At 71.2% G+C, this 22066-nt stretch carries 13 protein-coding genes; 3 read left to right on the top strand and 10 right to left on the bottom strand.

Going from position 1 to position 22066, the window contains the following annotated elements; genetic code table 11:
* The first annotated feature begins 137 nt into the window (after window positions 1-137).
* Window positions 138-3416 carry a maltose alpha-D-glucosyltransferase gene (gene treS / locus ABIC70_RS04330; RefSeq protein ID WP_043379728.1) on the top strand — a complete coding sequence of 1093 codons (3279 nt, stop codon included), beginning with the start codon at window positions 138-140 and terminating at the stop codon, window positions 3414-3416.
* A complete protein-coding gene (gene glgB / locus ABIC70_RS04325) occupies window positions 3413-5695 on the top strand; it encodes a 1,4-alpha-glucan branching protein GlgB (protein ID WP_053608224.1) in 2283 nt (760 codons plus the stop codon). Before treS ends, glgB begins: the two co-directional genes overlap by 4 nt.
* A 62-nt stretch (window positions 5696-5757) precedes the next feature.
* On the opposite strand, the gene glgA is transcribed toward glgB, so the two are convergent.
* Window positions 5758-7296: a glycogen synthase GlgA gene (gene glgA, locus ABIC70_RS04320; RefSeq protein ID WP_043761084.1), complete on the bottom strand. Its 1539-nt coding sequence runs from the start codon at window positions 7294-7296 to the stop codon at window positions 5758-5760.
* A gap of 567 nt (window positions 7297-7863) precedes the next feature.
* On the bottom strand, window positions 7864-9450 hold the full coding sequence (locus ABIC70_RS04315; RefSeq protein ID WP_043379732.1) for an alpha-amylase family glycosyl hydrolase: 1587 nt from the start codon (window positions 9448-9450) through the stop codon (window positions 7864-7866).
* A gap of 446 nt (window positions 9451-9896) precedes the next feature.
* On the opposite strand from ABIC70_RS04315, the gene ABIC70_RS04310 reads away from it, so the two are divergent.
* Window positions 9897-12437: a glycogen/starch/alpha-glucan phosphorylase gene (locus ABIC70_RS04310; RefSeq protein ID WP_075381880.1), complete on the top strand. Its 2541-nt coding sequence runs from the start codon at window positions 9897-9899 to the stop codon at window positions 12435-12437.
* A gap of 76 nt (window positions 12438-12513) precedes the next feature.
* Here the strand turns inward: ABIC70_RS04310 and ABIC70_RS04305 are convergent, their stop codons facing one another.
* The 8 genes from ABIC70_RS04305 to ABIC70_RS04270 all read right to left on the bottom strand — a co-directional run bounded on the left by ABIC70_RS04305 (window position 12514) and on the right by ABIC70_RS04270 (window position 22055).
* A complete protein-coding gene (locus ABIC70_RS04305; protein ID WP_354438966.1) occupies window positions 12514-13464 on the bottom strand; it encodes a methyl-accepting chemotaxis protein in 951 nt (316 codons plus the stop codon).
* Window positions 13465-13503: 39 nt separating this feature from the next.
* Window positions 13504-14229, bottom strand: a complete 726-nt coding sequence (locus ABIC70_RS04300) for a hypothetical protein (protein WP_354438965.1) — start codon at window positions 14227-14229, stop codon at window positions 13504-13506.
* A 285-nt stretch (window positions 14230-14514) separates the two neighbouring features.
* On the bottom strand, window positions 14515-15579 hold the full coding sequence (locus tag ABIC70_RS04295; RefSeq protein WP_354438963.1) for an SGNH/GDSL hydrolase family protein: 1065 nt from the start codon (window positions 15577-15579) through the stop codon (window positions 14515-14517).
* Window positions 15580-15667: 88 nt separating this feature from the next.
* Window positions 15668-16603: a ferredoxin reductase domain-containing protein gene (locus ABIC70_RS04290; protein WP_085987674.1), complete on the bottom strand. Its 936-nt coding sequence runs from the start codon at window positions 16601-16603 to the stop codon at window positions 15668-15670.
* A gap of 29 nt (window positions 16604-16632) precedes the next feature.
* Complete coding sequence (locus ABIC70_RS04285; RefSeq protein ID WP_043352571.1) at window positions 16633-17001, bottom strand: hypothetical protein; 369 nt, start codon at window positions 16999-17001, stop codon at window positions 16633-16635.
* A 108-nt stretch (window positions 17002-17109) separates the two neighbouring features.
* Window positions 17110-17349 (bottom strand): globin family protein, encoded by a 240-nt coding sequence (locus ABIC70_RS04280; protein WP_244538775.1) that lies wholly within the window; start codon window positions 17347-17349, stop codon window positions 17110-17112.
* A 231-nt stretch (window positions 17350-17580) separates the two neighbouring features.
* On the bottom strand, window positions 17581-20457 hold the full coding sequence (locus ABIC70_RS04275) for an EAL domain-containing protein (RefSeq protein WP_236952982.1): 2877 nt from the start codon (window positions 20455-20457) through the stop codon (window positions 17581-17583).
* Window positions 20458-20759: 302 nt separating this feature from the next.
* A complete protein-coding gene (locus ABIC70_RS04270; protein ID WP_043379741.1) occupies window positions 20760-22055 on the bottom strand; it encodes a M16 family metallopeptidase in 1296 nt (431 codons plus the stop codon).
* Window positions 22056-22066 lie beyond the last annotated feature (11 nt).

Genomic DNA, 22066 nt, shown 5'->3' with positions numbered 1-22066 from the left:
CACCTGACCGTGGCACCTGACCCCGGCGGCGGGCCTCCCCGTCGCCGACCATTGCATCCGCGCGGCGGTCGTCCGCCCGCTCCCGGCCGGTTCCCACCGCCGGTCCCGTCAGATTCGACCGATGAGGCAGCGACGCGATGATCGATCGCAGCGACCCGCAATGGTACCGTGACGCCATCATCTACCAGATCCACGTCAAGTCGTTCTTCGACTCGAACAACGACGGGATCGGCGACTTCGAGGGCCTGACCCAGCGCCTCGACTACGTCCGCGATCTCGGCGTCACGGCGATCTGGCTGATGCCGTTCTATCCCTCGCCGCTCCGCGACGACGGCTACGACATCGCCGATTACCGGGACATCAACCCGTCCTACGGGACCATGGAGGCCTTCAAGGCCTTCGTGGAGGCGGCGCACGCCCGGGGCCTGCGGGTCATCACCGAACTCGTGATCAACCACACGAGCGACCAGCACCCCTGGTTCCAGGCCGCCCGCGAGGCGCCCCCCGGCTCGCCGGAGCGCAACTTCTACGTCTGGTCGGACACCGACGAGCCGTACCGGGACACGCGGATCATCTTCCTCGATACCGAGGCGTCCAACTGGACCTGGGACCCGGTGGCCAAGCAGTATTTCTGGCACCGGTTCTACAGCCACCAGCCGGACCTGAACTTCGACAACCCGGCGGTGCTCGAGGCCGTCATCGAGGTGATGCGCTACTGGCTCGACATGGGCGTCGACGGCCTGCGCCTCGATGCGATCCCCTACCTGATCGAGCGCGACGGCACGAACTGCGAGAACCTCGCCGAGACCCACGACGTCATCAAGAAGATCCGCGCCGCCCTCGATGCCAGCTACCCCGACCGGATGCTGCTGGCCGAGGCCAACCAGTGGCCGGAGGAGACCGCCCAGTATTTCGGCGACGGCGACGAATGCCACATGGCGTTCCACTTCCCGCTGATGCCGCGGATGTACATGGCGATCGCCCGGGAGGACCGGCACCCGATCACCGACATCATGCGCCAGACCCCGGAGATCCCCGAGGGCTGCCAATGGGCGATCTTCCTGCGCAACCACGACGAGCTGACGCTCGAAATGGTCACCGCCGAGGAGCGTGACTACCTCTGGTCGTTCTACGCCGCAGAGCGCCGCGCCCGGATCAATCTCGGCATCCGCCGCCGCCTCGCGCCGCTCCTCGAGAACGACCGGCGCAAGATCGAATTGATGAAGTCCCTCGTCCTGTCGATGCCCGGCACGCCGGTGCTCTACTACGGCGACGAGATCGGCATGGGCGACAACATCTATCTGGGCGACCGCGACGGCGTGCGCACGCCCATGCAATGGTCCCCGGACCGCAACGGCGGCTTCTCCCGGGCGAACCCCCAGAAGTTGTTCCTGCCGGCGATCCAGGACCCGATCTACGGCTTCGACGCCATCAACGTCGAGGCGCAGACCCAGGCGCAGACGAGCCTGCTGAACTGGACGCGGCGCATGATCGCGATCCGCAACAACAGCGTCGCCCTCGGGCGCGGCACGATCCAGTTCCTCTATCCCAGCAACCGGAAGGTCCTGGCCTGGATCCGCGAGCACGAGGACGAGCGGATCCTGTGCGTGGCGAACCTGTCGCGGGCGCCCCAGGCGGTGCAGCTCGACCTGTCGGAACTGCGCACCGCGGTGCCGATCGAGCTCACCGGCGGCACCGAGTTCCCGCCGATCGGCGATCTGCCCTACCTGCTGACCCTGCCGTCCTACGGTTTCTACTGGTTCAGCTTGAGCGCCGCGCGCTCCGGGGTGGTCGGCCCGCAGCAGGAGCCGCCGGAGCTGTTCACCCTGGTGCTCACCGGCGGGATCGAGACCCTGATGAGCGGGCGCGAGCGCGTCGCCTTCGAGCGCACGGTGGTGCCGCCGTTCCTGACGAGCCGGCGCTGGTTCGGCGCCAAGGGCTCGCGGATCAAGGCCACGAAGGTGGTCGACTGCGCCGCCCTGAAGGACGTCGACGGGAGCGCGCGCTTCCTGCTGCCGCGGCTGCAGGTGCAGCTCGCCAACGGCGAGAGCCATGAGTACTTCATGCCGGTCGGCGTCGAGGAGGGCCGCGAGGACGAGGCGCTGATGCCCTTCGCGGTGGCGCGGGTGCGCCGCGGCCCGCGGACCGGGCTGCTCTACGGCGCGGCCGGCTCCAACGACTTCGCCGCCTGCCTCATCGACGACATGCGCCAGGGCCGTGTGATCCCCACGGAGAGCGGCCGCCTCGTCTTCGCCGTCACCTCGGCCTTCGACCCGGAGGTCACGGTCGACGTGGCCGATATCCGCCGGCTGTCGGCGGAGCAGAGCAACACCTCGATCGCCGTCGGCTCCAAGATGATGCTCAAGCTGCTGCGCCGCCTGCAGCCGGGGCTGCATCCCGAGATCGAGGTCGGGCGCTTCCTCACCGAGCAGGCGGGTTTCTCCAATACCCCCGCCCTGCTCGGCACGCTGGAGCACGTCGCCGAGGACGGGACCCGGACGGCCCTCGCGATCCTTCAGAAATTCGTCGTGAACCAGGGCGATGCCTGGACCCTGATGCTGGAGGGCCTGCGCCGGGACTTCGAGACCGTCGTGCTCACCCCCGAGAGCGAGGCCGCCAGCCCCGAGGAGGCGTTCCAGGCCCACCGGCCCTGGGCGGATCTGCTCGGGCGGCGCACCGCCGAGTTGCACGCGGCGCTGGCGATCGAGACCGACGATCCGGCCTTCGCGGCCGAGCCGTTCACCGGGGACGATCTCGCGGTGCTGGCGCGCGACGCCCGCCACCAGGCGGAGCGTGCCTTCCGGGCGCTCAAGGGCCTGGCCGACCGGGGGCTCGATGCCGGCAAGCCGGCCTGCGCGGAACTCGGCCAGCGCCGGGGCGAGGTCGAGGCCCTGATCGCCGCGCTCACCGCCGAGCCGGTCCGGGGCGCCCACAAGACCCGCATCCACGGTGACTACCACCTGGGACAGGTGCTGGTCGCCGAGAACGACCTGATCATCGTCGACTTCGAGGGCGAGCCCTCGCGTCCGGCCGACGAGCGCCGGGCCAAGTCGATGCCCCTGCGGGACGTCGCCGGGCTGATGCGCTCCTTCGCGTACGGCGCCGAGACGGTGATCCGGGAGATCACCGCCCGGTTCGCCGATTCCGAGGGGCGGGCGCGGGACGCCGCCACGGCGTGGCGCGGCATGATCGAGGCGGCGTTCCTCGCCGGCTACGAGTCCGCGGTGGAGGGCTCGCGCGCCGCCGTGACCGACCTGGGAAGCCGGGCGCGGCTGCTGCGCCTCTGCCTGCTGACCAAGGCCCTGTACGAGGTCGATTACGAGGCCAACAACCGGCCGGACTGGATCGAAATCCCCGCCCGTGGGGTTCTGACCATTCTGGACACGGACGGACACGAGCCCGGAGCATTGGAATGACGGCGATCGACGAGACCTTCGCACGACGGGCCGCCCCGGAAGCGGGGACGGCGCGGAACGCGGATGTCCCGGGCTCCGGCGTCGCGCAGACGCCGAGCGTCCATCCGGACGCGATCGCGGCCCTGATGGCGGCCAATCACGGCGACCCGTTCTCGGTGCTGGGCCCCCACCGGGTCGGGCCCAAGGCCTGGGAGGTGCGCGCCGTGCTCCCCGAGGCGCGGGCCGCCACCCTGGTGATGGACGGCCGCACCGTGCCGTTCGAGAAGCGCCATCCGGACGGATTCTGGGTCGCGCGGGTCGAGGGCGAGCACCGGCCGCTCTACGAGATCGAGGTCGAGTCCTGGGACGGCACGAAGCGCCGCCGCTACGACCCCTACGGTTTCGGCTCCTCGATCGAGCAATACGACGTGGCGACGCTGCGCGAGGTCGGCACCAACCTCGTGTACCGGATGCTCGGCGCCCAGTCGGGCCAGCTCGACGGCATCGACGGCTTCCGCTTCGCCGTCTGGGCCCCGAACGCCCGCAAGGTCAGCGTCGTCGGCGACTTCAATGACTGGGACGGGCGCCGCCACCCGATGCGCCTCTGGCAGGACGGCGGCATCTGGGAGCTGTTCGTGCCGGGCCTCAAGGCCGGCGTGCGCTACAAGTTTGAGATCCGCGGCCCCGACGGCGCCCTGGTGCCGCTCAAGGCCGACCCGGTCGCCTTCGCGGCTCAGCACCCGCCGGAGACCGCCTCGGTCACCCACGGGTCGGGCGAGTTCGACTGGCGCGATTCGGGCTGGATGAGCACCCGCGGCGCCAAGGACCCGCGCCACGCGGCGATCTCGGTCTACGAGGTCCATCTCGGCTCCTGGGCGCGGGTGCCCGAGGAGGGGAACCGCTACCTGACCTACCGGGAGCTCGCCGAACGGCTGATCCCCTACGTCAAGGATCTGGGCTTCACCCATATCGAGATGCTGCCGATCACCGAGTTCCCGTTCGACGGGTCCTGGGGCTATCAGCCGGTCTCGCTGTTCGCCCCGACGAGCCGCTTCGGCACGCCGGAGGATTTCGCCGCCTTCGTGGACGCCGCCCACGAGGCCGGGATCGGCGTGCTGCTCGACTGGGTGCCGGGCCACTTCCCCCTCGACGCCCACGGGCTCGGCCAGTTCGACGGCACCCACCTCTACGAGCACGCCGATCCCCGCCAGGGCTTCCACCAGGACTGGGGCACCTACATCTACAATTTCGGGCGCACGGAGGTCGCGACGTTCCTCGCCGCCAACGCCCGGTTCTGGCTGGAGCACTACCACCTCGACGGCCTGCGCGTGGATGCCGTCGCGTCGATGCTCTACCTCGACTATTCCCGCCGCCAGGGCGAGTGGATCCCGAACCGCTACGGCGGCAACGAGAACCTCGACGCCATCGACTTCCTGCGGAAGACCAACGAGGCGACCTACAGCCACGCCCCCGGGACGATCACGGTGGCGGAGGAATCGACCTCCTGGCCCGGCGTGTCGCACCCGACCTATACGGGCGGCCTGGGCTTCGGCTTCAAGTGGAACATGGGCTGGATGCACGACACCCTGCATTTCATGCAGGAGGATCCGATCCACCGCCGCTACCACCACCACAACCTGACCTTCGGGCTGCTCTACGCCTTCTCGGAGAATTTCGTCCTGCCGCTCTCCCACGACGAGGTCGTGCACGGGAAGGGCTCGCTGCTCGGCAAGATGCCGGGCGACCGCTGGCAGAAATTCGCGAATCTCCGGGCCTATTACGGCTTCATGTGGGGGCATCCCGGCAAGAAGCTGCTGTTCATGGGCGGCGAGTTCGGCCAGGAGCGGGAGTGGAACCACGACACCAGCCTGGACTGGCACCACCTCGACGACCCGCTGCACAAGGGCGTGCAGAGCGTGGTGCGCGATCTCAACCGGCTCTACGTCTCGACGCCGGCCCTCTACAGCCGTGATGTCGAGCATACCGGCTTCCAGTGGCTGGTGGCGGACGATCAGGACAACAGCGTCATCGCCTGGGCCCGCAAGGGCGCCAAGCCCGGCGAGGTGGCGATCGTGGTCTCGAACTTCACGCCCGTGCCGCGCGAGGGCTACCGGATCGGCGTGCCCGCGGCGGGGTTCTATCGCGAGGCGTTCAACTCGGATGCCGGCGTATATGGCGGGTCCAACCTGGGCAACCAGGGCGGCCGCCGCACCGAGGATCAGGCAAGCCACGGCCAGGGGCAGAGCCTGTCGCTGACCCTGCCGCCGCTCGCCACGATGATCTTCCTGCTGGAAGGGTGAGCGGAGACTCCCTCCCCCCTCTGGGGGGAGGGGGTTGAGGCGGCTGCGTCCGCGAGAAGGCCCTACGCGGCCCGCCAGCGCAGCGCGGTGCTGTTGCCGATGGCCCGGCCGTAGAGCCCGGCATAATTGTCGGCGGCCTGATCCCAGCCGAAGCGGGCCGCCATGGCCCGCCGCCGCATGGCGTTGAGGCGCTTCTTCTGGCCGAAGGCCTCCAGCGCCCGGCGGACCGCCGCCCCGAAGGACGCGGCCGAGGCCTCCGCGAAGGTGAAGCCCGTCACCCCGTCCTCGACCGTGTCGGCGAGGCCCCCGGTGCGACGCACGATCGGCAGGGAGCCGAAGCGCTGCGCGTACATCTGGGCCAGCCCGCAGGGCTCGAAGCGCGAGGGCATCAGCAGGAAGTCGCTGCCCGCGAACATCCGCCGGGCCTGCGCCTCCTCGAAGCCGACATGCACGCCGACCGCCTCGGGATGGCGCTTGGCCAAGCCCCGGAGCGCCTGCTCGAACCGGCCCTCGCCCTGGCCGATCACCACGAGCTGGCCGCCCTCGGCCACGATCGCCTCGGCGGCCTGCAGGCTCAGGTCGATGCCCTTCTGGTGGACGAGGCGCGACACGATGGCGAAGAGCGGCCCGCGGGAAACCGCGAGGCCGAATTGCTGGCGTACCGCCTCGGCATTGGCCCGCTTGCCCTTCCAGTCGTCGATCTCGAAGCGCGTGGCGAGGTGCGGGTCGGTGCTCGGGTCCCAGGTCTCGTCGATGCCGTTGAGGATGCCGGCGAGCCGGCCCTGACCGGCGCGGGTGCGCAGCAGCCCGTCGAGGCCGCAGCCCAACTCGGGGGTCTGGATCTCCCGCGCGTAGGTCTCGCTCACCGTGGTGACCTGCGAGGCGTAGAAGATGCCGGCCTTCAGGAAGGACAGCTGCCCGTAGAACTCGGCGCCGTCGACCTGGAAGGCCGCCTCCGGCACGCCGAGCCGGGGCAGGGCGTCCCGGGGGAACAGGCCCTGATAGGCGAGGTTGTGGATCGTCAGCACGCTCGGCACCCGCCGGCCGCGCCAGGCGAGATAGGCCGGGGCCAGGGCCGCCTGCCAGTCGTTGAGGTGCAGGAGGTCGGCCGCCCAGTCGGGGTCGGCGCCGGCGGCGAGGTCCGCCGCCGCGAGGCTGAGGCGGGCGAAGCGCAGGTCGTTGTCGCCGAAATCGCCGTGCTGGTCGCCGTAGGGCGTGCCGTCGCGCTCGTAGAGGTCGGGACTGAGCAGCACGTAGATCCGCAGGCCGTCGGCCGCCTCGACCAGGCCGAGGTCGCAGGCCGGAACCCCCGCGAAGCCCTCGAGACGGGCGACCACCGGAATCTCGGGGAACGCCGCGCGGACCTGCCGGTAGCCCGGGATCAGCACGCGGATGTCGTAGTGCGGCACCAGCGCCCGAGGCAGGGCGGCCGAGACCTCGCCGAGGCCGCCGGTCTTCACGAAGTCGGCCATCTCGGGCGTGGCGTACAGGATGCGGCGGCGCAGCGAGGCCGGACGGGCCGGCACCGGTACGGATACGACGCCGTCCCCCTCGCCGGACGACCACTCGGCGAAGGAACCACCACGGCGCGTATCGAGCATCAGCATTGATCCTGGCCGGGCGGAATGCCCCGGTCTGGCAGACGATCGGGCAGGCACGGCTGTCGCGATCTCAACCACGGCTAATACTCCTCCGTCGCGACGGTTCCGCTGCGACGCACAAAATAGGCCACCGTGAGAATTAAGCTTCACTTACCTATGTGGCGTCGCAGCACGAAATCGTGGCGGCGCGGCAAATTTCGGCGGGCCGGGCGGCTTCCGGGATGGGGCGGCGTCGCCCCGACGTCGATGCACAGGGCCGCGCTGCAGCGGTACCGCCCTATCCCGAATCACGTTCTGCGCGCCTGGACCGTGTCCGGCTGGGGGCTTCGGCCCTGCCGTCTCTGCGAGCGGAGCGAGGCCATCCACCCCGCGCCCGACGGCCGACGGCGCGCAGCCCTGAGGCACCGCACCGCCGCGCGCGCGTGATGACGGTCGAGGGCCGCAGCAGCCAAAGGCTCCGGCCGCAAGCCATGTCGTGCCCCCGGCTCGGACCATGAGGCGCCGCCGGGCCGTTGGACCGGCGCCCGCGCCGAGGCGCCGCGCCCGGATGGGCGGATCCGGTCCGGCTCACCCGCCGCGGCGCAGGATCACCCCCTCGGCGGGTCCGAGCGCCAGGGTGAGGCCAACCGTCTCGCCCGCCCGCCCCGCACGGGTCGAGAGCAGCACGGTCCAGTCGCCCTCGGGCAGCGGCAGATCCTGCGACGCCGCGCCGAAGTTCAGGAGCACGCGCAGAACGGCATCGTCGGCGAAGCGCTCGTAGGCGAACACCGCGGCGATCCCCAGCGGCACCTCCCGGTAGCCGCCCACGGCGAGCGCCGCGTGGTCGCGGCGCAGGGCGAGCAGCCGCCGGTACAGGGTGAGCATCGAGCCCGGATCCGAGCGCTGGCTCTCGACGTTGCAGGCTGCCCAATCCTCCGCCAGCGGCAGCCAGGGTTCGGCCGTGGAGAAGCCGGCCTGGGGATTGTCGTCCCACTGCATCGGGGTGCGCGCCGGGTCGCGGCCGTGCCCGGGCTCGTTGTACTCCCAGGGATCGCGGGCGCGCTCCGGCGGGATCGGAACATGGCCGAGCCCGATCTCGTCGCCGTAATAGAGGGTCGGCGTGCCCCGCAGGGTCAGCAGCAGCATCGCGGCGATGCGGGCCTGCGCCTGCCCGACCCGGGCGGCGATGCGCGGCTGGTCGTGGTTGCCCAGCACCCAGTTGGGCCAGCCGCCCTCGGGCAGGGCCGCCTCGTAATCGGCCACGAGTTCGGCCACCGCGTCGGCCCGCCACGGGGTCTGGATCAGCTGGAAATTGAACGGCAGGTCGGCGCCGGTGAGGTCGGGGCCGTAATAGGCGACCAGCCGCTCCACCGGCAGGTAGATCTCCCCGATCAGGACGCGCTCGCCGTAGTCGCGCAGCACCGCCCGCATGCCGGCGATCACGTCGAAGATCTCGGGCCGGTCGGCGGAGTAGACCTGGGTGAAGCGGTTGATCTCCGGGGAACCCGGCGCGTAGTCGGGATTGGCCGGGTTGTCGCGGAACCCCGCATCCTTCATCAGGTGCCAGATCACGTCGACCCGGAACCCGTCGACCCCGCGCTCCAGCCAGAAGCGGAGCACGTCGTGCATGGCCGCCCGCACGGCGGGGTTGCGCCAGTTCAGGTCCGGCTGCTCCGCCAGGAAGGCGTGGTAGTAGTACTGGCCGGTGGCCTCGTCGCGCGTCCAGGCCGGGCCGCCGAAATTCGACAGCCAGTTGTTGGGCGGCCCGCCGTCGGGGGCGGGATCGCGCCAGATGTACCAGTCGCGCTTCGGGCTCGTGCGCGACGACCGGCTCTCGGCGAACCACGGATGCGCGATCGAGGAATGGTTCGGCACGAAGTCGAGGATCACCTTCAGCCGGCGCCGATGGGCCTCCGCCACGAGGGCGTCGAAGTCGGCCAGCGTGCCGAACAGCGGATCGATCCCGCAGTAATCGGCCACGTCGTAGCCGAAATCCGCCATGGGCGAGGGGTAGACGGGCGAGATCCAGACGGCGTCGACCCCGAGCCAGGCGAGGTAGTCCAGCCGCGCCGTGATGCCCGGCAGGTCGCCGACCCCGTCGCCGTTCGTGTCGTGAAAGGAGCGGGGATAGACCTGGTAGACGGTCCCGCGCTTCCACCAGACAGTGTCGGTCATGCTGCCCCTCCCGTTGGCGGCCCACGCTTAACCGCTGACCGGCGTGCTGGCGACCGGCGACGGATGCGCTCCGGGCGTGCTCCGGGCGCGCGCCGGGCGGGCGCCGGCGGCCGCGGATCGGCGCGCCCGACACGGAGCGCCCGTCGAGAACCGCGTCCCGGGCATGACCGTGAGCCGCATCGCCGGCGCGCATGCCCTTCGCGCAGCGCCGCCGCGCAGATCTGTGCCTGGAATGTCACGCCGCCGCGCCATATGTCTCTCAGCGTACCCGCGGGCTCCGATCGAGCGGCGCTGCCACGACTTCGCCGGAAGCCGACCGCATCGTCGGATGCTTCGGGGCACGGATCGTCCGTCCGTTCATGCGGCGGCAATCCATCAAAAGAGATAATCCGCCCACGATACCCCCGGCGCTAGAATCCGGGGCGACGACTTTGGGGGACCCGCACGTGTTGAACGATGTTCTGACCCGGCCTGTGCCACAAGATGTCGCGCGCGACGAGCGCGCTCCCGAGGCACCGGCCGCAGGCTCCTGGACCGCCCCGGTGCTGTCCGCAAGTGGTGACGCAGGGGTCGACCTGCGGGAGTCGATCCGCGCCAAGCTCACCTTCGCGCTGGGCCGCACGCCCGAGACCGCACGCCCGCGCGACTGGTTCGCGGCGACCGCCCTGGCCCTGCGCGAGCGGATCGTGGCGGCCGCCCTGGCCGCCGAGCGCAGCGTGCCGAACAAGCGCGTCTACTATCTGTCGCTGGAATTCCTCATCGGCCGGCTGATGTCGGACGCGATGAACAACCTGGGCCTGACCGAGACCACCCGCGCCGCCCTGCGGGAACTCGGGGTCGACCTCGACGCCGTGCAGGAAGCCGAGCCCGACGCGGCTCTGGGCAATGGCGGCCTCGGGCGGCTGGCCGCCTGCTTTATGGAGAGCATGGCGAGCATCGGCATCCCGGCCATGGGCTACGGGATCCGCTACGACCACGGCCTGTTCCGCCAGTCCTTCGAGGACGGCTGGCAGCGCGAGGCGCCGGAGACCTGGCTCGCCGAGGGCAATCCCTGGGAATTCGCCCGGCCCGAGGCGACCTATGCCATCGGCTTCGGCGGCACCGTGACCATGTCCTCCGCGGAGGAGGGGGTGATCCGGCGGCACTGGCAGCCGGCCGAGACCGTGCGGGCGGTGGCCCACGACGTGCCGGTGGTCGGCTGGCGCGGGCGCCACGTCAACGCCCTGCGCCTGTGGAAGGCCGAGGCCGGCGAGCCCGTGGACCTCGCCCGGTTCAACGGCGGCGATCATGTCGGCGCGGTGGCGGCGCGGATGCGCGCCGAGGCGATCTCCCGGGTGCTCTATCCGAGCGATTCCTCGGCCGAGGGCCAGGAGTTGCGCCTGCGCCAGGAATACTTCTTCACCGCGGCCTCGATCCAGGATCTCGTGGCCCGCCACGTGGCCGAGCGCGGCGACGTCCGGTCCCTGCCGGACCACGCCGCGATCCAGCTCAACGACACGCACCCGGCCATCGCGGTGCCGGAGCTGATGCGCATCCTGATCGACGCGCACGGCCTCTCCTGGGAGGATGCGTGGCACGTCACCACGCACACGCTGCACTACACGAACCACACCCTCCTGCCCGAGGCGCTGGAGACCTGGCCGGTGGAGCTGATGGAGCGGCTGCTGCCGCGCCACATGCAGATCATCTACCTGATCAACTGGATGCATCTGGAGGAGCAGGCCAAGCACGCCCGCCAGGACACCGCCTCCGACAACGCCGCCTACCTCGCCTCGATCTCGCTGATCGACGAGTCGCACGGGCGGCGGGTGCGCATGGGGCATCTCGCCTTCCACGGCGCGCGCCGGGTCAACGGCGTCTCGGCGCTCCACACCGACCTGATGCGCTCGACGGTCTTCTCCGACCTGCACGCCCTCGACACGGACAAGATCGTCAACAAGACCAACGGCATCACCTTCCGCCGCTGGTTCCACAACGCCAATCCCGGCCTCACCCGGCTCGCCGTGGAGACGGTGGGCGCCGGCGTGCTGGACAATCCCGAGCTGCTGCGGGGCCTGGAGGCCCATGCCGAGGACCCGGTCTTCGTGGCGCGCTACGCCGCCGTGCGCCGGGAGCGCAAGGAGGCCCTGGCCGACCTCATCGCCGAGCGCACCGGCATCGACGTCGATCCGGCCGCGCTGTTCGACGTGCAGGTCAAGCGCATCCACGAGTACAAGCGCCAGCTTCTCAACATCCTTGAGACCGTGGCGCTCTATCAGGCGATCAAGGCCGAGCCGCACCGGGACTGGACGCCCCGGGTGAAGATCTTCGCCGGCAAGGCGGCGCCGAGCTACGTCCAGGCCAAGCTGATCATCAAGCTCGCCTGCGACGTCGCCAAGGCGGTCAACGACGATCCCGAGGTCGCGGGCCGGCTGAAGGTGGTGTTCCTGCCGAACTACTCGGTGAGCCTTGCCGAGGCGATCATCCCGGCCGCCGACCTGTCGGAGCAGATCTCCACCGCTGGGCTGGAGGCCTCGGGCACCGGCAACATGAAGTTCGCCCTCAACGGCGCGCTCACGGTGGGCACCCTCGACGGCGCCAACATCGAGATCCGCGACCATGTCGGGGCGGACAACATCTTCATCTTCGGCCTGGAGGCCGACGGGGTGAAGGCCCGGCAGGCCGAGCCGGACTACGCGGCCAAGGCGATCCAGGCCTCGCCGCGGCTGGCGGCGGCCCTCGACATGATCGCCGCGGGGCGGTTCTCGCCGGAGGAGCCGGGCCGGTTCCGGCCGCTCACCGACGACCTGCGCCGGCGCGACCAGTACCTGCTCACCGCCGATTTCGACGATTACTGGCGGGTACAGCGCGCCATCGACGCCGCATGGCGCGATCCGCGCGGCTGGTGGGCGAAGGCGATCCGCAACACCGCCCGCATGGCGTGGTTCTCCTCCGACCGGGCGATGCGCGAATACGCCGAGGAGATCTGGCGGGTCCGCCTGGGCTGAGCCGTCGGCCGCCCGACCCGCTCCCATGCGGAAGCGGGTCGGCGCGGGGCCTGCCCGCTCCGGAAGGCTCCGGCCCTCAGGCGGCGCGAACGCCGACCAGGAAGCGGTCCATCTCCGCCGACAGCCGCTCCGACTGGCGTGACAGGGCCGTGGCGGCCGCGAGCACGTGATCGGCCGCCACGCCCGTGCGCTCCGACGCCTCGGCCACCCCGACGATGGTGCCGGTCACCGCCGTGGCACCCCGGGTCGCGTGGGCGATGTTGCGCACGATCTCCTGGGTCGCCGCGCCCTGCTCCTCCACGGCCGCCGCGATCGCGATCGCCACGCCGTTGATCTCGCGGATCCGGTCGATGATCCCGCCGATCGCGCCGACCGCGGAACCGGTCACGCCCTGGATCCGTCCGATCTGGGCGGCGATCCCGTCGGTCGCCTTGGCGGTCTTCTCGGCCAGGGCCTTCACCTCGGCCGCCACGACCGCGAAGCCGCGCCCGGCCTCGCCGGCGCGCGCCGCCTCGATGGTCGCGTTGAGCGCGAGCAGGTTGGTCTGCTCGGCGACGGACGCGATCAGCCGCACCACGTCGCCGATCTCGGAGGCCGCCTGCTGCAGTTCGGCCACGAGGCCGGCGGTCTGGTCGGCCTCGCCGACCGCCTGCTGCGCGAGGTCGGACGAGCCGCTCGCCTGATGGCCGATCGCCTGGATGGCGCTGCCGAGCCGCTCGGTCGAGGCCGCCACCGCGTTGATGTTGGCCGCCGCCGCCTCGGCCGCCGCCGCCACCGCGCCGGACTGGCTGGCCGTCTCCTGGGCGGTCGTCGTCATCTGGTGGGCGGTGCCCTCCAGTTCTCCCGCGGCCGACGAGACCTGCTCGACGATCCTGGCCACCGCCTCCTCGAAGGTCCGAGCGAGGTCCATCGTGGCCTCCTTGCGCACGGCGGCGGCTTCGGCGTCCGCCCGCCGTCGGCGCTCGGCCTCCGCGGCGGCGTTGCGGGCGACCATGGTCCTGATCGCCTCGACCGCCCGCCCGACCATCCCGATCTCGTCGCCGCGCTGCGCCTCGACGATCGCGGCCTAGACGTCGCCCTGCGCCATACGCCGCAGGACGGCGACGAGGCGCTGCAGCGGCCGCGTCGCGCCGAAGACGACGATCACCGCGGAAAGGCTCAAGGCGGCGAGCAGGCCCGCCAGGGCGGAGCCGATCAGGACCGTACGCGCCTGCTCGGCTTCCTGCCGGGACGCGCGCCTCGCCTCGCGGAGGCGGGCCGTCGCCTGCGCCTCGTAATCCTGGGCCGCCTTGTCGAACTGCGCCCGGACCTCACGGCTCGCGACGACGCCGACCTGGATCGCCGCAGACCGGTCGTTCCGGAGGGCGAGGTAGTTGGAGCGGTCGAGCAGGTCGAAATAGTCCCGGGCGATCGCCCCGATCTGGCGCTGCATCGCCGCGATCTCCTCGCGCCGCGAGCCCTCGGCCAGCGTCTCGATGCTGTCGGCCACGGCCTTGACGTCCTCGTCGAAGCGCCTGCGAAAGAGCGGGAGGTCTCCTTCCGGTCGGCCGATGATCAAATTGCGATTCATGAGCGCGGCATCGACGAATTTTTCGCGAACTTTCGCGAATATCTCGAGCCTGGCGAAATAATAATCTACCAGATATCTATTCCTTTCCTCCATATATTTGAGACCTGAAATCGAATAAAATACGACCCCCGCAGTGACGATCACCAAGAAACCGATGGGCAACGACATTTTTACATGCAGGCTCGCATTCCGTAGAAATCGCATATCGTCCGATCCCCTCATGAACTCAAAATATCCCTTAGCATAAAACCGCGACAGAGATCCATGCACTGCCACGATCATCTGGCGACGACAGATCAACAGAAGAATGAAACGAATATTTATTCATATATAAATACTGATAATATCAAAGAAATACATCAGCGCCATTGAACCGATCGAGCGGTGTGGGCGCGCGTCCGGGAGCGCCTGGCCGATCCGGGTCGGGGATGGAGCGGTCTCGCCGGCGGGCGCGGGCGGGCGCTGTGAGGCCCGGCGTCTCCTTCGCGCCCGGCCCGGGCCGGAATCTCAGGCCCCGCGGACGAGGCCGACCCGCGGCCCGAGGCGGCGCAGGCCGCGCCGCAGCCGGTGCAGCAGGCGCGCGGCACGCTGGGCGAGGCTCAGCCTGCGCCGGCAGACGACATGCGACACGCGCCCGATCCGCGGGCCCGGATCCGGCGCCCCCTTGCGCAGGGCGATGTCCGGCCGCTCCGCCGATTGCGCGATCGTCAGCGCGCGCGCCGCCGGCAGGGTGACGCTGCGGAACATCGAGCGCGTGTAGTAGGAGAACTCGTCGTAGGCGACGAGATCGTGCCCCCGTCCCTTCGCCGGGTCCTGGACCGTCAGCGTGCCCGCCTGGGGGCCGTAGGTCACGAGGAGACCGATCACGTCGCGGGGCCGCCCGATGGGGACGGTGACGCGGGTGCCCTCGGGAATCTCCAGGAAGTCCAGCGGGATGCCGTTGCGGCGCAGGGCGAACCCGCAGGTCAGGCCGGGGAGGGCGCGCAGCGGCACGGCCTCGAACCGGCCCGGCAGGGTCCGGAACCGGTCGATATAGGCGCGGCCCGGGGGCGGCGCGCGCAGGAAGCTGTAGACCAGGGTGCCGTAGAGGTCGGCGCCCACCGGCGTGACGTGGGTTGCATCCGTCAGGAGGTAGGTGATGTCGCCCGCGCCCGCGGCCGCCACCGGGGCGGCGATGTCGAGATAGGGGATCCCGTAGAGGGCGCGGTACTCCGCCAGCAGGCCGGCGACGGGCTCGGCCGCGTAGTCGACGCCGCCCTGGTGGAGGTTGAGGAAGGCGACGGGCAGGTCCCGCCGGGCGGTCGCCGCGAGGATGTCGTCGAGATAGGCCCGCATCGTCGCGCCGTCGAAGTAGCGGACGTTGCCGGTGAACAGCTCGAGGAGGACGCAGTCGCAGGGGAGCGCGTCCAGGATCTCGTCGATCAGGGCGGCGATGGAGGGCAGGGAATGGCCGCCCCAGCCGCTGCGGAGGAAGGTGACCGGACGCCCCTCGGCCTCGGCCAGGGCGTTGGCCCGCTCGACATAGCCCGGCAGCTCCGTGACGCTGTAGCCGAGGCAGAGGACGCGGACCATCGGGGCTCGGATCGGGCTCAGGATCGGCCCCGTGCGGCCGGCCCGGCGCCGGTAGCAGCCGGACGCCGCCGCGTCGAGGCGACGGCGGTCAGTCGATCACGATCGGGTAGCAGCGGGCGCCCACCGCGGCGGCGAGCACCTGCACGGCGCCGACCGTCGAGACGTCGCCCGCCACGTGGACCACGTCGGTGGCGCGCAGGCTCGGCAGGTGGGCGCTGAGCGGGCCGGAGCGCACGTCCGGCGGCCGCTGGCGGCCGCGATCGGCGCAGAGCACGATCCGGCCGACGCCGGTGCGGCGCAGCCAGTCCAGGCTCTCGCGCATGTAGAGGTCCAGGGCGTCGCGGGCGCCGACGGCCAGGGCCATCTCGCGGGCGGGTTCGACGTAGCGGGCCGCCCGGGCGATCGCCCAGATCGCGCCGAAGCCGGCGCCGGCCGCCACCAGCACGAGGCGCCCGCCCCCGGGGCGGTACTGCCCCCGGCCGACCGGCCCCTTGAGGCGCACCGGCTGGTCGAGGCGGAGCGCGTCGAGGGGATCGCCCTCGGGGTCGCGGGCGACGTGGAACACCACGTCGTTGATCTCGGTCGTGCCGTCGACCCGCAGGGTCGGGGACAGCGTCAGGGTGGGCAGCCCCGCGAAGGTCACCAGCGCCTGGTGGCCCGGCTCGCCGGTGGGGCGCCGGGTCAGGGTCGCGACGACCTCGAGGATTCCGGGGCTGAGCCGGCGGATTTCCGTGACCGTGCCCTTGCGGACGGCCACGGGCGGCGGCGCCGCCGCCTCCTGGCCCTGGATCGGGGCGCCGGGAAGGGCCGGGCGCAGGGCCTCGGCCCTGGCCCGGCGGGCCGGATGACGGCGACCGGACGGTGCGGCGCTGCCCTGAGCGAGGCCCTGGCCGGCGAGCAGGTTGCCGGGCTGCGCCTGGAGCGGGGCGATCATGCCCTCGGCCAGCGCGGCCTCCAGCGGCGTATCGCCGGTCGAGACACGCACCGACCGACCGTTGACGACGAGCGAGCAGCGCGCCCCCATGGCTCTCCCCCGCATGCGCTTGTGACGGATCAGCGGGCGCGGATCAGGAGCGAGTCGACCAGGGCCGCCCAGCGCTCGCGGGTCGCGCGGACATCGTCGGTCGGGGCCGAGTCGGTGAGGAGCTGGCGCTGCGCCCGCAGCGACTCGACCTCCTGCCGCTGGGCCCGGAGCACCGCCTTCATCACCTGCAGCTCGGTCTCGAGGCGGGCGATCTCGTCGGCCTCGTCCAGCGCATCCGACGGATCGTCGAAGGCCTCGGGGGATGGATCGGCATGGCGGGGATCGCGGAGCGGCATCCGGGTCCGGGCCTGCTGCTCCAGCCGGACCGGCCGGGCCATCAGGCGGCGCACGAGGTCGGAGCCCCCTGCCTGCTGGTAACGCCGTGCCGCCTCGGCCATCCGACCATCCCCTTCCCGGGCGCTGAAGGGCCCGTCCATCCACAGGAGCTTGGTCGAACATGGTTAAGGGTGGCTTAAGCCGATCGACGGCTTTCGCCGTTTCGGCCTTCAGGCCGCGTCCGCCTGCAGTATCGCGCGGGCGGCCAGCGCGTCGGTCTCGGTCCGGGCCTCCCGGACCTCCGGGGTGAAGTCCGCGCCGAGGTCCTGTTCCAGGGGCCACGGCAGGGCCGCGCCCACCGGCGCGCAGGGGGCGTCCTGCGTGTCGGCCACGGGCCTTGCGTCCGAAGCCTGGAGCGCCGGCGCCGCGGTCTCCGGATGGTTCGGGCTGGCCACCGCCGGCCCGAGCATGGCCGTCGGCGTCAGCGTCTGCTCGGTCCTGTCCGCGGGGAAGCGGGGATGCGATGCGCCGGCGGGGCGACCTCGAACAGGCGGCCTCAGGGCAGGTCGGCCGTCCCGGCGATGGGCCGCACCTTCGCAAAGCCGTCCCGCACGAGCCTGACGTGGTCCGGTGTCATCGCATCCCCGGCCGCCATGGTGTCGGTGGCCGGCAGCACACCTGTCGGCCCCGCAGGAGGGATCTCAGGCCGCCTCAGGCGCCGCGCCGACGATCTGGCGGGCCTGCAGCATGGTCATCGGCTCGCCGAAGGCGGGGCCCAGCGCGTATTCGCAGCCGAGCCCGGCCAGCGCCTGGGCGTCGGCTTCCGATTCGCAGCCCTCCGCCACGATGGCGAGGTTCAGTTCGCTCGCCATGCGGACGATGGAGCGCAGGATCGCGGTCTGCCCGGTGCCGATCTGGCGCACGAAGGTCGCGTCGACCTTGATCGTGTCGAAGGGGAAGCGCTGGAGATAGGAGAGCGCCGAGTAGCCGGTGCCGAAATCCGACAGGCACAGGCCGGCGCCGAGGTCGTGGATCCGGGCCAGCATCTGCGCGGCGTATTCCGGATTCTCCATTACGAGGCTCTCGCTGAATTCCAGCTTGAGCGAGCCGGGCAGGGCCCCGGAGCGGGCCAGCACGGTCTTCACGTCGTGCAGGAGGTCGTGGCGCAGGAGCTGGCGCGAGGACAGGTTGCAAGCCGCGAAGATCGGCGGCTCGACCTCCAGGGAGCGCTGCCAGGCGGCGAGTTCCAGCGCGGTGCGCTCCAGGGCGAAGATGCCGAGATTGACCACGAAGCCGCTCTCCTCGGCGAGCGGCATGAAGGTCGAGGCCGGGATGCGGCCGAGCTTCGGATGGTCCCAGCGCAGGACGGTCTCGAACCCCGCCACCGTGCGGTCCTCGAGGCGGACCACCGGCAGGAACAGCACCCGCAATTCGTTGCGCTCGATCGCCTTGCGCAGGTCGCTCTCCAGCATCAGCCGGTCGGAGCGGTCGGTGCGCATATGGGCGCGGAACACCTCGATGCGGTCGCCGCCGTTGCGCTTGGCCTGGATCATGGCGATCTCGGCGCTCTTGAACACCTCGTCGCGCTTCAGGTTGGCGCCGGCCTCGTAGAGGGCGAGCCCGATCGAGACGGTCAGAAAGATCTCCCGGTCCGCGTAGGTGATCGGCGTGGCGATCGCCCGGCGGATCATCTCGGCGAAGGCCAGGATCCGGTCGGGGTCGCGCTCCGACAGGAGGATCACCGCGAACTCGTCGCCCGCGACCCGGGCCAGGGTGTCCTGCGGCCGCAGCAGCCGGCCGAGCCGGCGCGACAGGGTCAGCAGGATCGAATCGCCGGCCGACAGGCCGATGGCGTCGTTGATGCCCTTGAACCGGTCGACGTCGAGCACGATCACGGTGGGCTTGAGGCGCTGGTCCTGCCCGGCGAAGGCGAGCGCCGCATCGAGCCGGTCGCCGAACAATTCGCGGTTCGGCAGGCCGGTGAGGCTGTCGTGCACGGCGTCGTGGAGCAGGCGCTCCTCGGCGGTCTTCACCTCGGTGACGTCCGCGATGGTGCCGACCACCCGAATCACCTCGCCGTCGGCGCCGATCACGGGCCGCGCCTTCAGCCGGTACCAGAAGAACGCGCCGGCCTCCGAGCGCAGGCGGAAATCGTGGACGATGCGGCCACGCCGCTCCTCGATCACCGTGTCGAGGGCCGCCGAGTAGCGCTCCACGTCGAAGGGGTGGAGCGCGCCGAGCCAGTTGGTGGCCGGTCCCTCCAGCGTCCCCCGGGCGAGGCCGAGCTGGCCCTCGATCTCGGGGCCCACGAAGACCCGGTCGGCGGGCACGTCCCAGTCGAACACCACGTCGCCGGCGCCGGTCAGCGCCAGCGCACGCCGCTCCGTGTCGGACACGAGGGCGTGGCTGAGCCCGCCCCCCGCGAAGGCGTGCTGGAGCACCGTGAAGCCGATCAGCATCACGATCAGCACGAGGCCGCCGATGAGCGCCGGCTGCACGAGGTCGCTGCCGATCTGGCCGGTGACCGCGAAGCCCGCCGCCGTCACCCAGACGACGAGGAGCAGCCAGGTCGGCACCAGCAGGATGGCGCGGTCGTAGCCGTTATGGGCGGCGAGGTAGACGATCAGCAGCAGGCCGATGCCGGCCACCGCCGCGATGGAGATCCGGGCCACGCCCGCCGCCACCGGCGGGTCGAACACCGCGAGCCCCACGAGGCCGGCCAGGAAGGCGAGCCAGAAGAACGCCACATGGCTGTAGCGCACGTGCCAGCGGGCGAGGTTGAGATAGGCGAACAGGAAGACCAGCAGCGTCGCCCCGAGCACCGCCTCCGCGGAGGCCCGGTAGACCCGCTCGGCCAGTTCGGTGACCGGGAAGACCCGCTGCAGGAAGCCGAAATCGATGCAGGCATAGGCGAGCACCGACCACGCGAGCGCGGCGGCGGCCGGGAAGATGATCGCGCCCTTGACCACGAACACGATGGTCAGGAACAGGGCCAGCAGGCCGCTGATCCCGATGATGATGCCCTTGTAGAGGGTCAGGCCTGCGGCCTTCCGGCGGTAGGCGTCCTGGTCCCAGAGGCGGAGCTGGGGGACGTTGGAGCCGCGCAGTTCGGCCACGTAGGTGACGGTGGCGCCGGGATCCAGCGTGATGGTGAACTGGTCGGCTTCCGGGTTCTCGTCGCGCTCCGGGCGGATGCCCTGGCTCGCCGTGATGGCGGCGATCCGCGAGCCGCCGAGATCGGGCCAGATCACCCCGGAATCCACCAGCCGGAAATGCGGGGCGACGAGGATGCGGTCGATCTGCTCGTCGGTGTCGTTGGTGAGCGCGAACACGATCCAGTCGGGCCGGGCGCCGGCGTCGCGGGCCTTCACGACGATGCGGCGGACGATGCCGTCCTTGCCGGGCGCCGTGGAGATCTGGATCAGGTCGCCGTCGGAGCGGTAGCGCTCGATCGCGGTGGTCAGGTCGATCACCGGCGCGTCGAGGGTGACGCGGACCGCTTCCACGGCCCGGGCCGGCCCCCCCAGCGCGAGGGCACCGACGAGACCGCCGACCAGGGACAGGAGGAGGGCGAGGATGCGCAAGGGTGTCTTGACTTCCGGCCGTGCGAGGTTCGGCGTCAGCCGCCCGGGCGGCCTTGATCGATAGGTGTGGGCCTCACCTGGGGCAAGGTCGCCCCGGGGCCGGTCCACCGCCCGCGGATCGCGCCCCTTTGCGGCCAAATCAAGTTGGGCGGGGCGGGGGGCGGCTCCGCGGCAGGATTCTGAGCGTCTCGGAACCGGTCCATCCCCCGCGCGCCCGCAGCCTGCGGTGCCCGCGTCGGCGGGCGCCTCGGGATGCGGGGGAGCCGGATCCCTGTTCGCGGAGATCCGACCGCCTCTCAGGCCGCTCGGAGCGCACCCGCGATCTTGTCGAGAGCGGGCAGCTTGCGGATCGGGCCGATCGCCGCCAGCGTCGGCGTGCCCTGCAGCATCGCGGCCGCCGCGGCCCGGACATCCGCCACCGTGACGGCGTCGACCTTGTCGATCACCTCTCCGGCGGGGATCACCCGGCCCCAGGCCAGGATCTGGCGGGCGTTGCGCTCGATGCGCCCGCCCGGCGTCTCCAGCGCCGAGAGCAGCGAGACCTTGAGCTGCGCCTTGGCGCGGGCGATCTCGACGGCGTCGAGGTCGCGGGCCGCCCGGGCGGTGGCCGCCAGCGTCACGTCGACGAGTTCGGGCAGGTCCGCCCCGGCGGTGCCGGCGCCGATCCCGAACAGGCCGCAATCCGAGAAGGGCCAGTGGAAGGCCTGGATCTCGTAGGCGAGGCCGCGGGTCTCGCGCACCTCCTGCCAGAGCCGCGAGGTCAGGCCGCCGCCCAGCACCTGCGCGAACATGTGCAGCGCGTAGTAGCGGTCGTCCCGGAAGGAGAGGCCCGGCAGGCCGATCACCACGTTGGCCTGCTCGAGCTTGCGCGGCATCCGCCGCTCACCGCCGCCGTAGACGCCCGGCACGGAGGCGGGGGCGGATTTGGCGGGCCGCCCCCCGAAATGGCGCTCGGCCGCCGCCACGATCGCCTCGTGGGTCACCGCCCCGGCGCCGGCGACGACGATGCGGTCCGGCGTGTATTCCCGGTCGAGATAGGCGCGGATGCCGGCCTCGTCGAAGCTCCGGATCGTCTCGGGCCGCCCGAGGATCGGCCGGCCGACCGGCTGGTCCGGGAAGGCGGCCTCCGTGAACGCGTCGTAGACCACGTCGTCGGGGGTGTCCTCGACGGCGGCGTATTCCTGCAGGATCACGCCCTTCTCCCGGGCGAGCTCGCCCGCGTCGAACACCGAATCGGTGAGGATGTCGCCGATCACGTCCAGGGCGAGGCCGGCATCCTCGCCCAGGACCCGGGCGGTGTAGCTCGTCCCCTCCGTGGAGGTGGCGGCGTTGATCTCGCCGCCGACATTCTCGATCTCCTCGGCGATCTTCTGCGCCGAGCGCGTCCGCGTCCCCTTGAACGCCATGTGCTCGATGAGGTGGGACAGGCCGGCCTCGTCGGCGCGCTCGTTGCGCGAGCCGGCCCCGACCCAGACGCCGAGGCTGGCGGTGGCGACCCCGGGCATCGGCTCGGTGACCACCGTGACGCCGTTGTCGAGCCGCGTGGTGCGCAGGGACGGCGAGGCGGCGTGCGTGGAGAAGTGCTGGTTCATCGACGGCTCGT

The sequence above is a fragment of the Methylobacterium sp. 1973 genome (assembly GCF_040545035.1).
In the GTDB taxonomy this organism is placed as follows: Bacteria; Pseudomonadota; Alphaproteobacteria; order Rhizobiales; family Beijerinckiaceae; genus Methylobacterium; species Methylobacterium fujisawaense.
This window is presented reverse-complemented; position numbering and strand designations above follow the sequence as displayed.

Bases quoted from the DNA above. Each gene is read 5' to 3' on its own strand.
- ABIC70_RS04280 (WP_244538775.1), bottom strand. From the start codon at position 17,349: ATGCTCGGGCCGGCGGTGGCCAGCCCGAACCATCCGGAGACCGCGGCG.
- ABIC70_RS04285 (WP_043352571.1), bottom strand. From the start codon at position 17,001: ATGGCCGAGGCGGCACGGCGTTACCAGCAGGCAGGGGGCTCCGACCTC.
- ABIC70_RS04295 (WP_354438963.1), bottom strand. From the start codon at position 15,579: ATGGTCCGCGTCCTCTGCCTCGGCTACAGCGTCACGGAGCTGCCGGGC.
- ABIC70_RS04270 (WP_043379741.1), bottom strand. From the start codon at position 22,055: ATGAACCAGCACTTCTCCACGCACGCCGCCTCGCCGTCCCTGCGCACC.
- ABIC70_RS04290 (WP_085987674.1), bottom strand. From the start codon at position 16,603: ATGGGGGCGCGCTGCTCGCTCGTCGTCAACGGTCGGTCGGTGCGTGTC.
- ABIC70_RS04315 (WP_043379732.1), bottom strand. From the start codon at position 9,450: ATGACCGACACTGTCTGGTGGAAGCGCGGGACCGTCTACCAGGTCTAT.
- glgA (WP_043761084.1), bottom strand. From the start codon at position 7,296: ATGCTCGATACGCGCCGTGGTGGTTCCTTCGCCGAGTGGTCGTCCGGC.
- ABIC70_RS04305 (WP_354438966.1), bottom strand. From the start codon at position 13,464: ATGGTCGGGCGGGCGGTCGAGGCGATCAGGACCATGGTCGCCCGCAAC.
- glgB (WP_053608224.1), top strand. From the start codon at position 3,413: ATGACGGCGATCGACGAGACCTTCGCACGACGGGCCGCCCCGGAAGCG.
- ABIC70_RS04300 (WP_354438965.1), bottom strand. From the start codon at position 14,229: ATGAGGGGATCGGACGATATGCGATTTCTACGGAATGCGAGCCTGCAT.
- treS (WP_043379728.1), top strand. From the start codon at position 138: ATGATCGATCGCAGCGACCCGCAATGGTACCGTGACGCCATCATCTAC.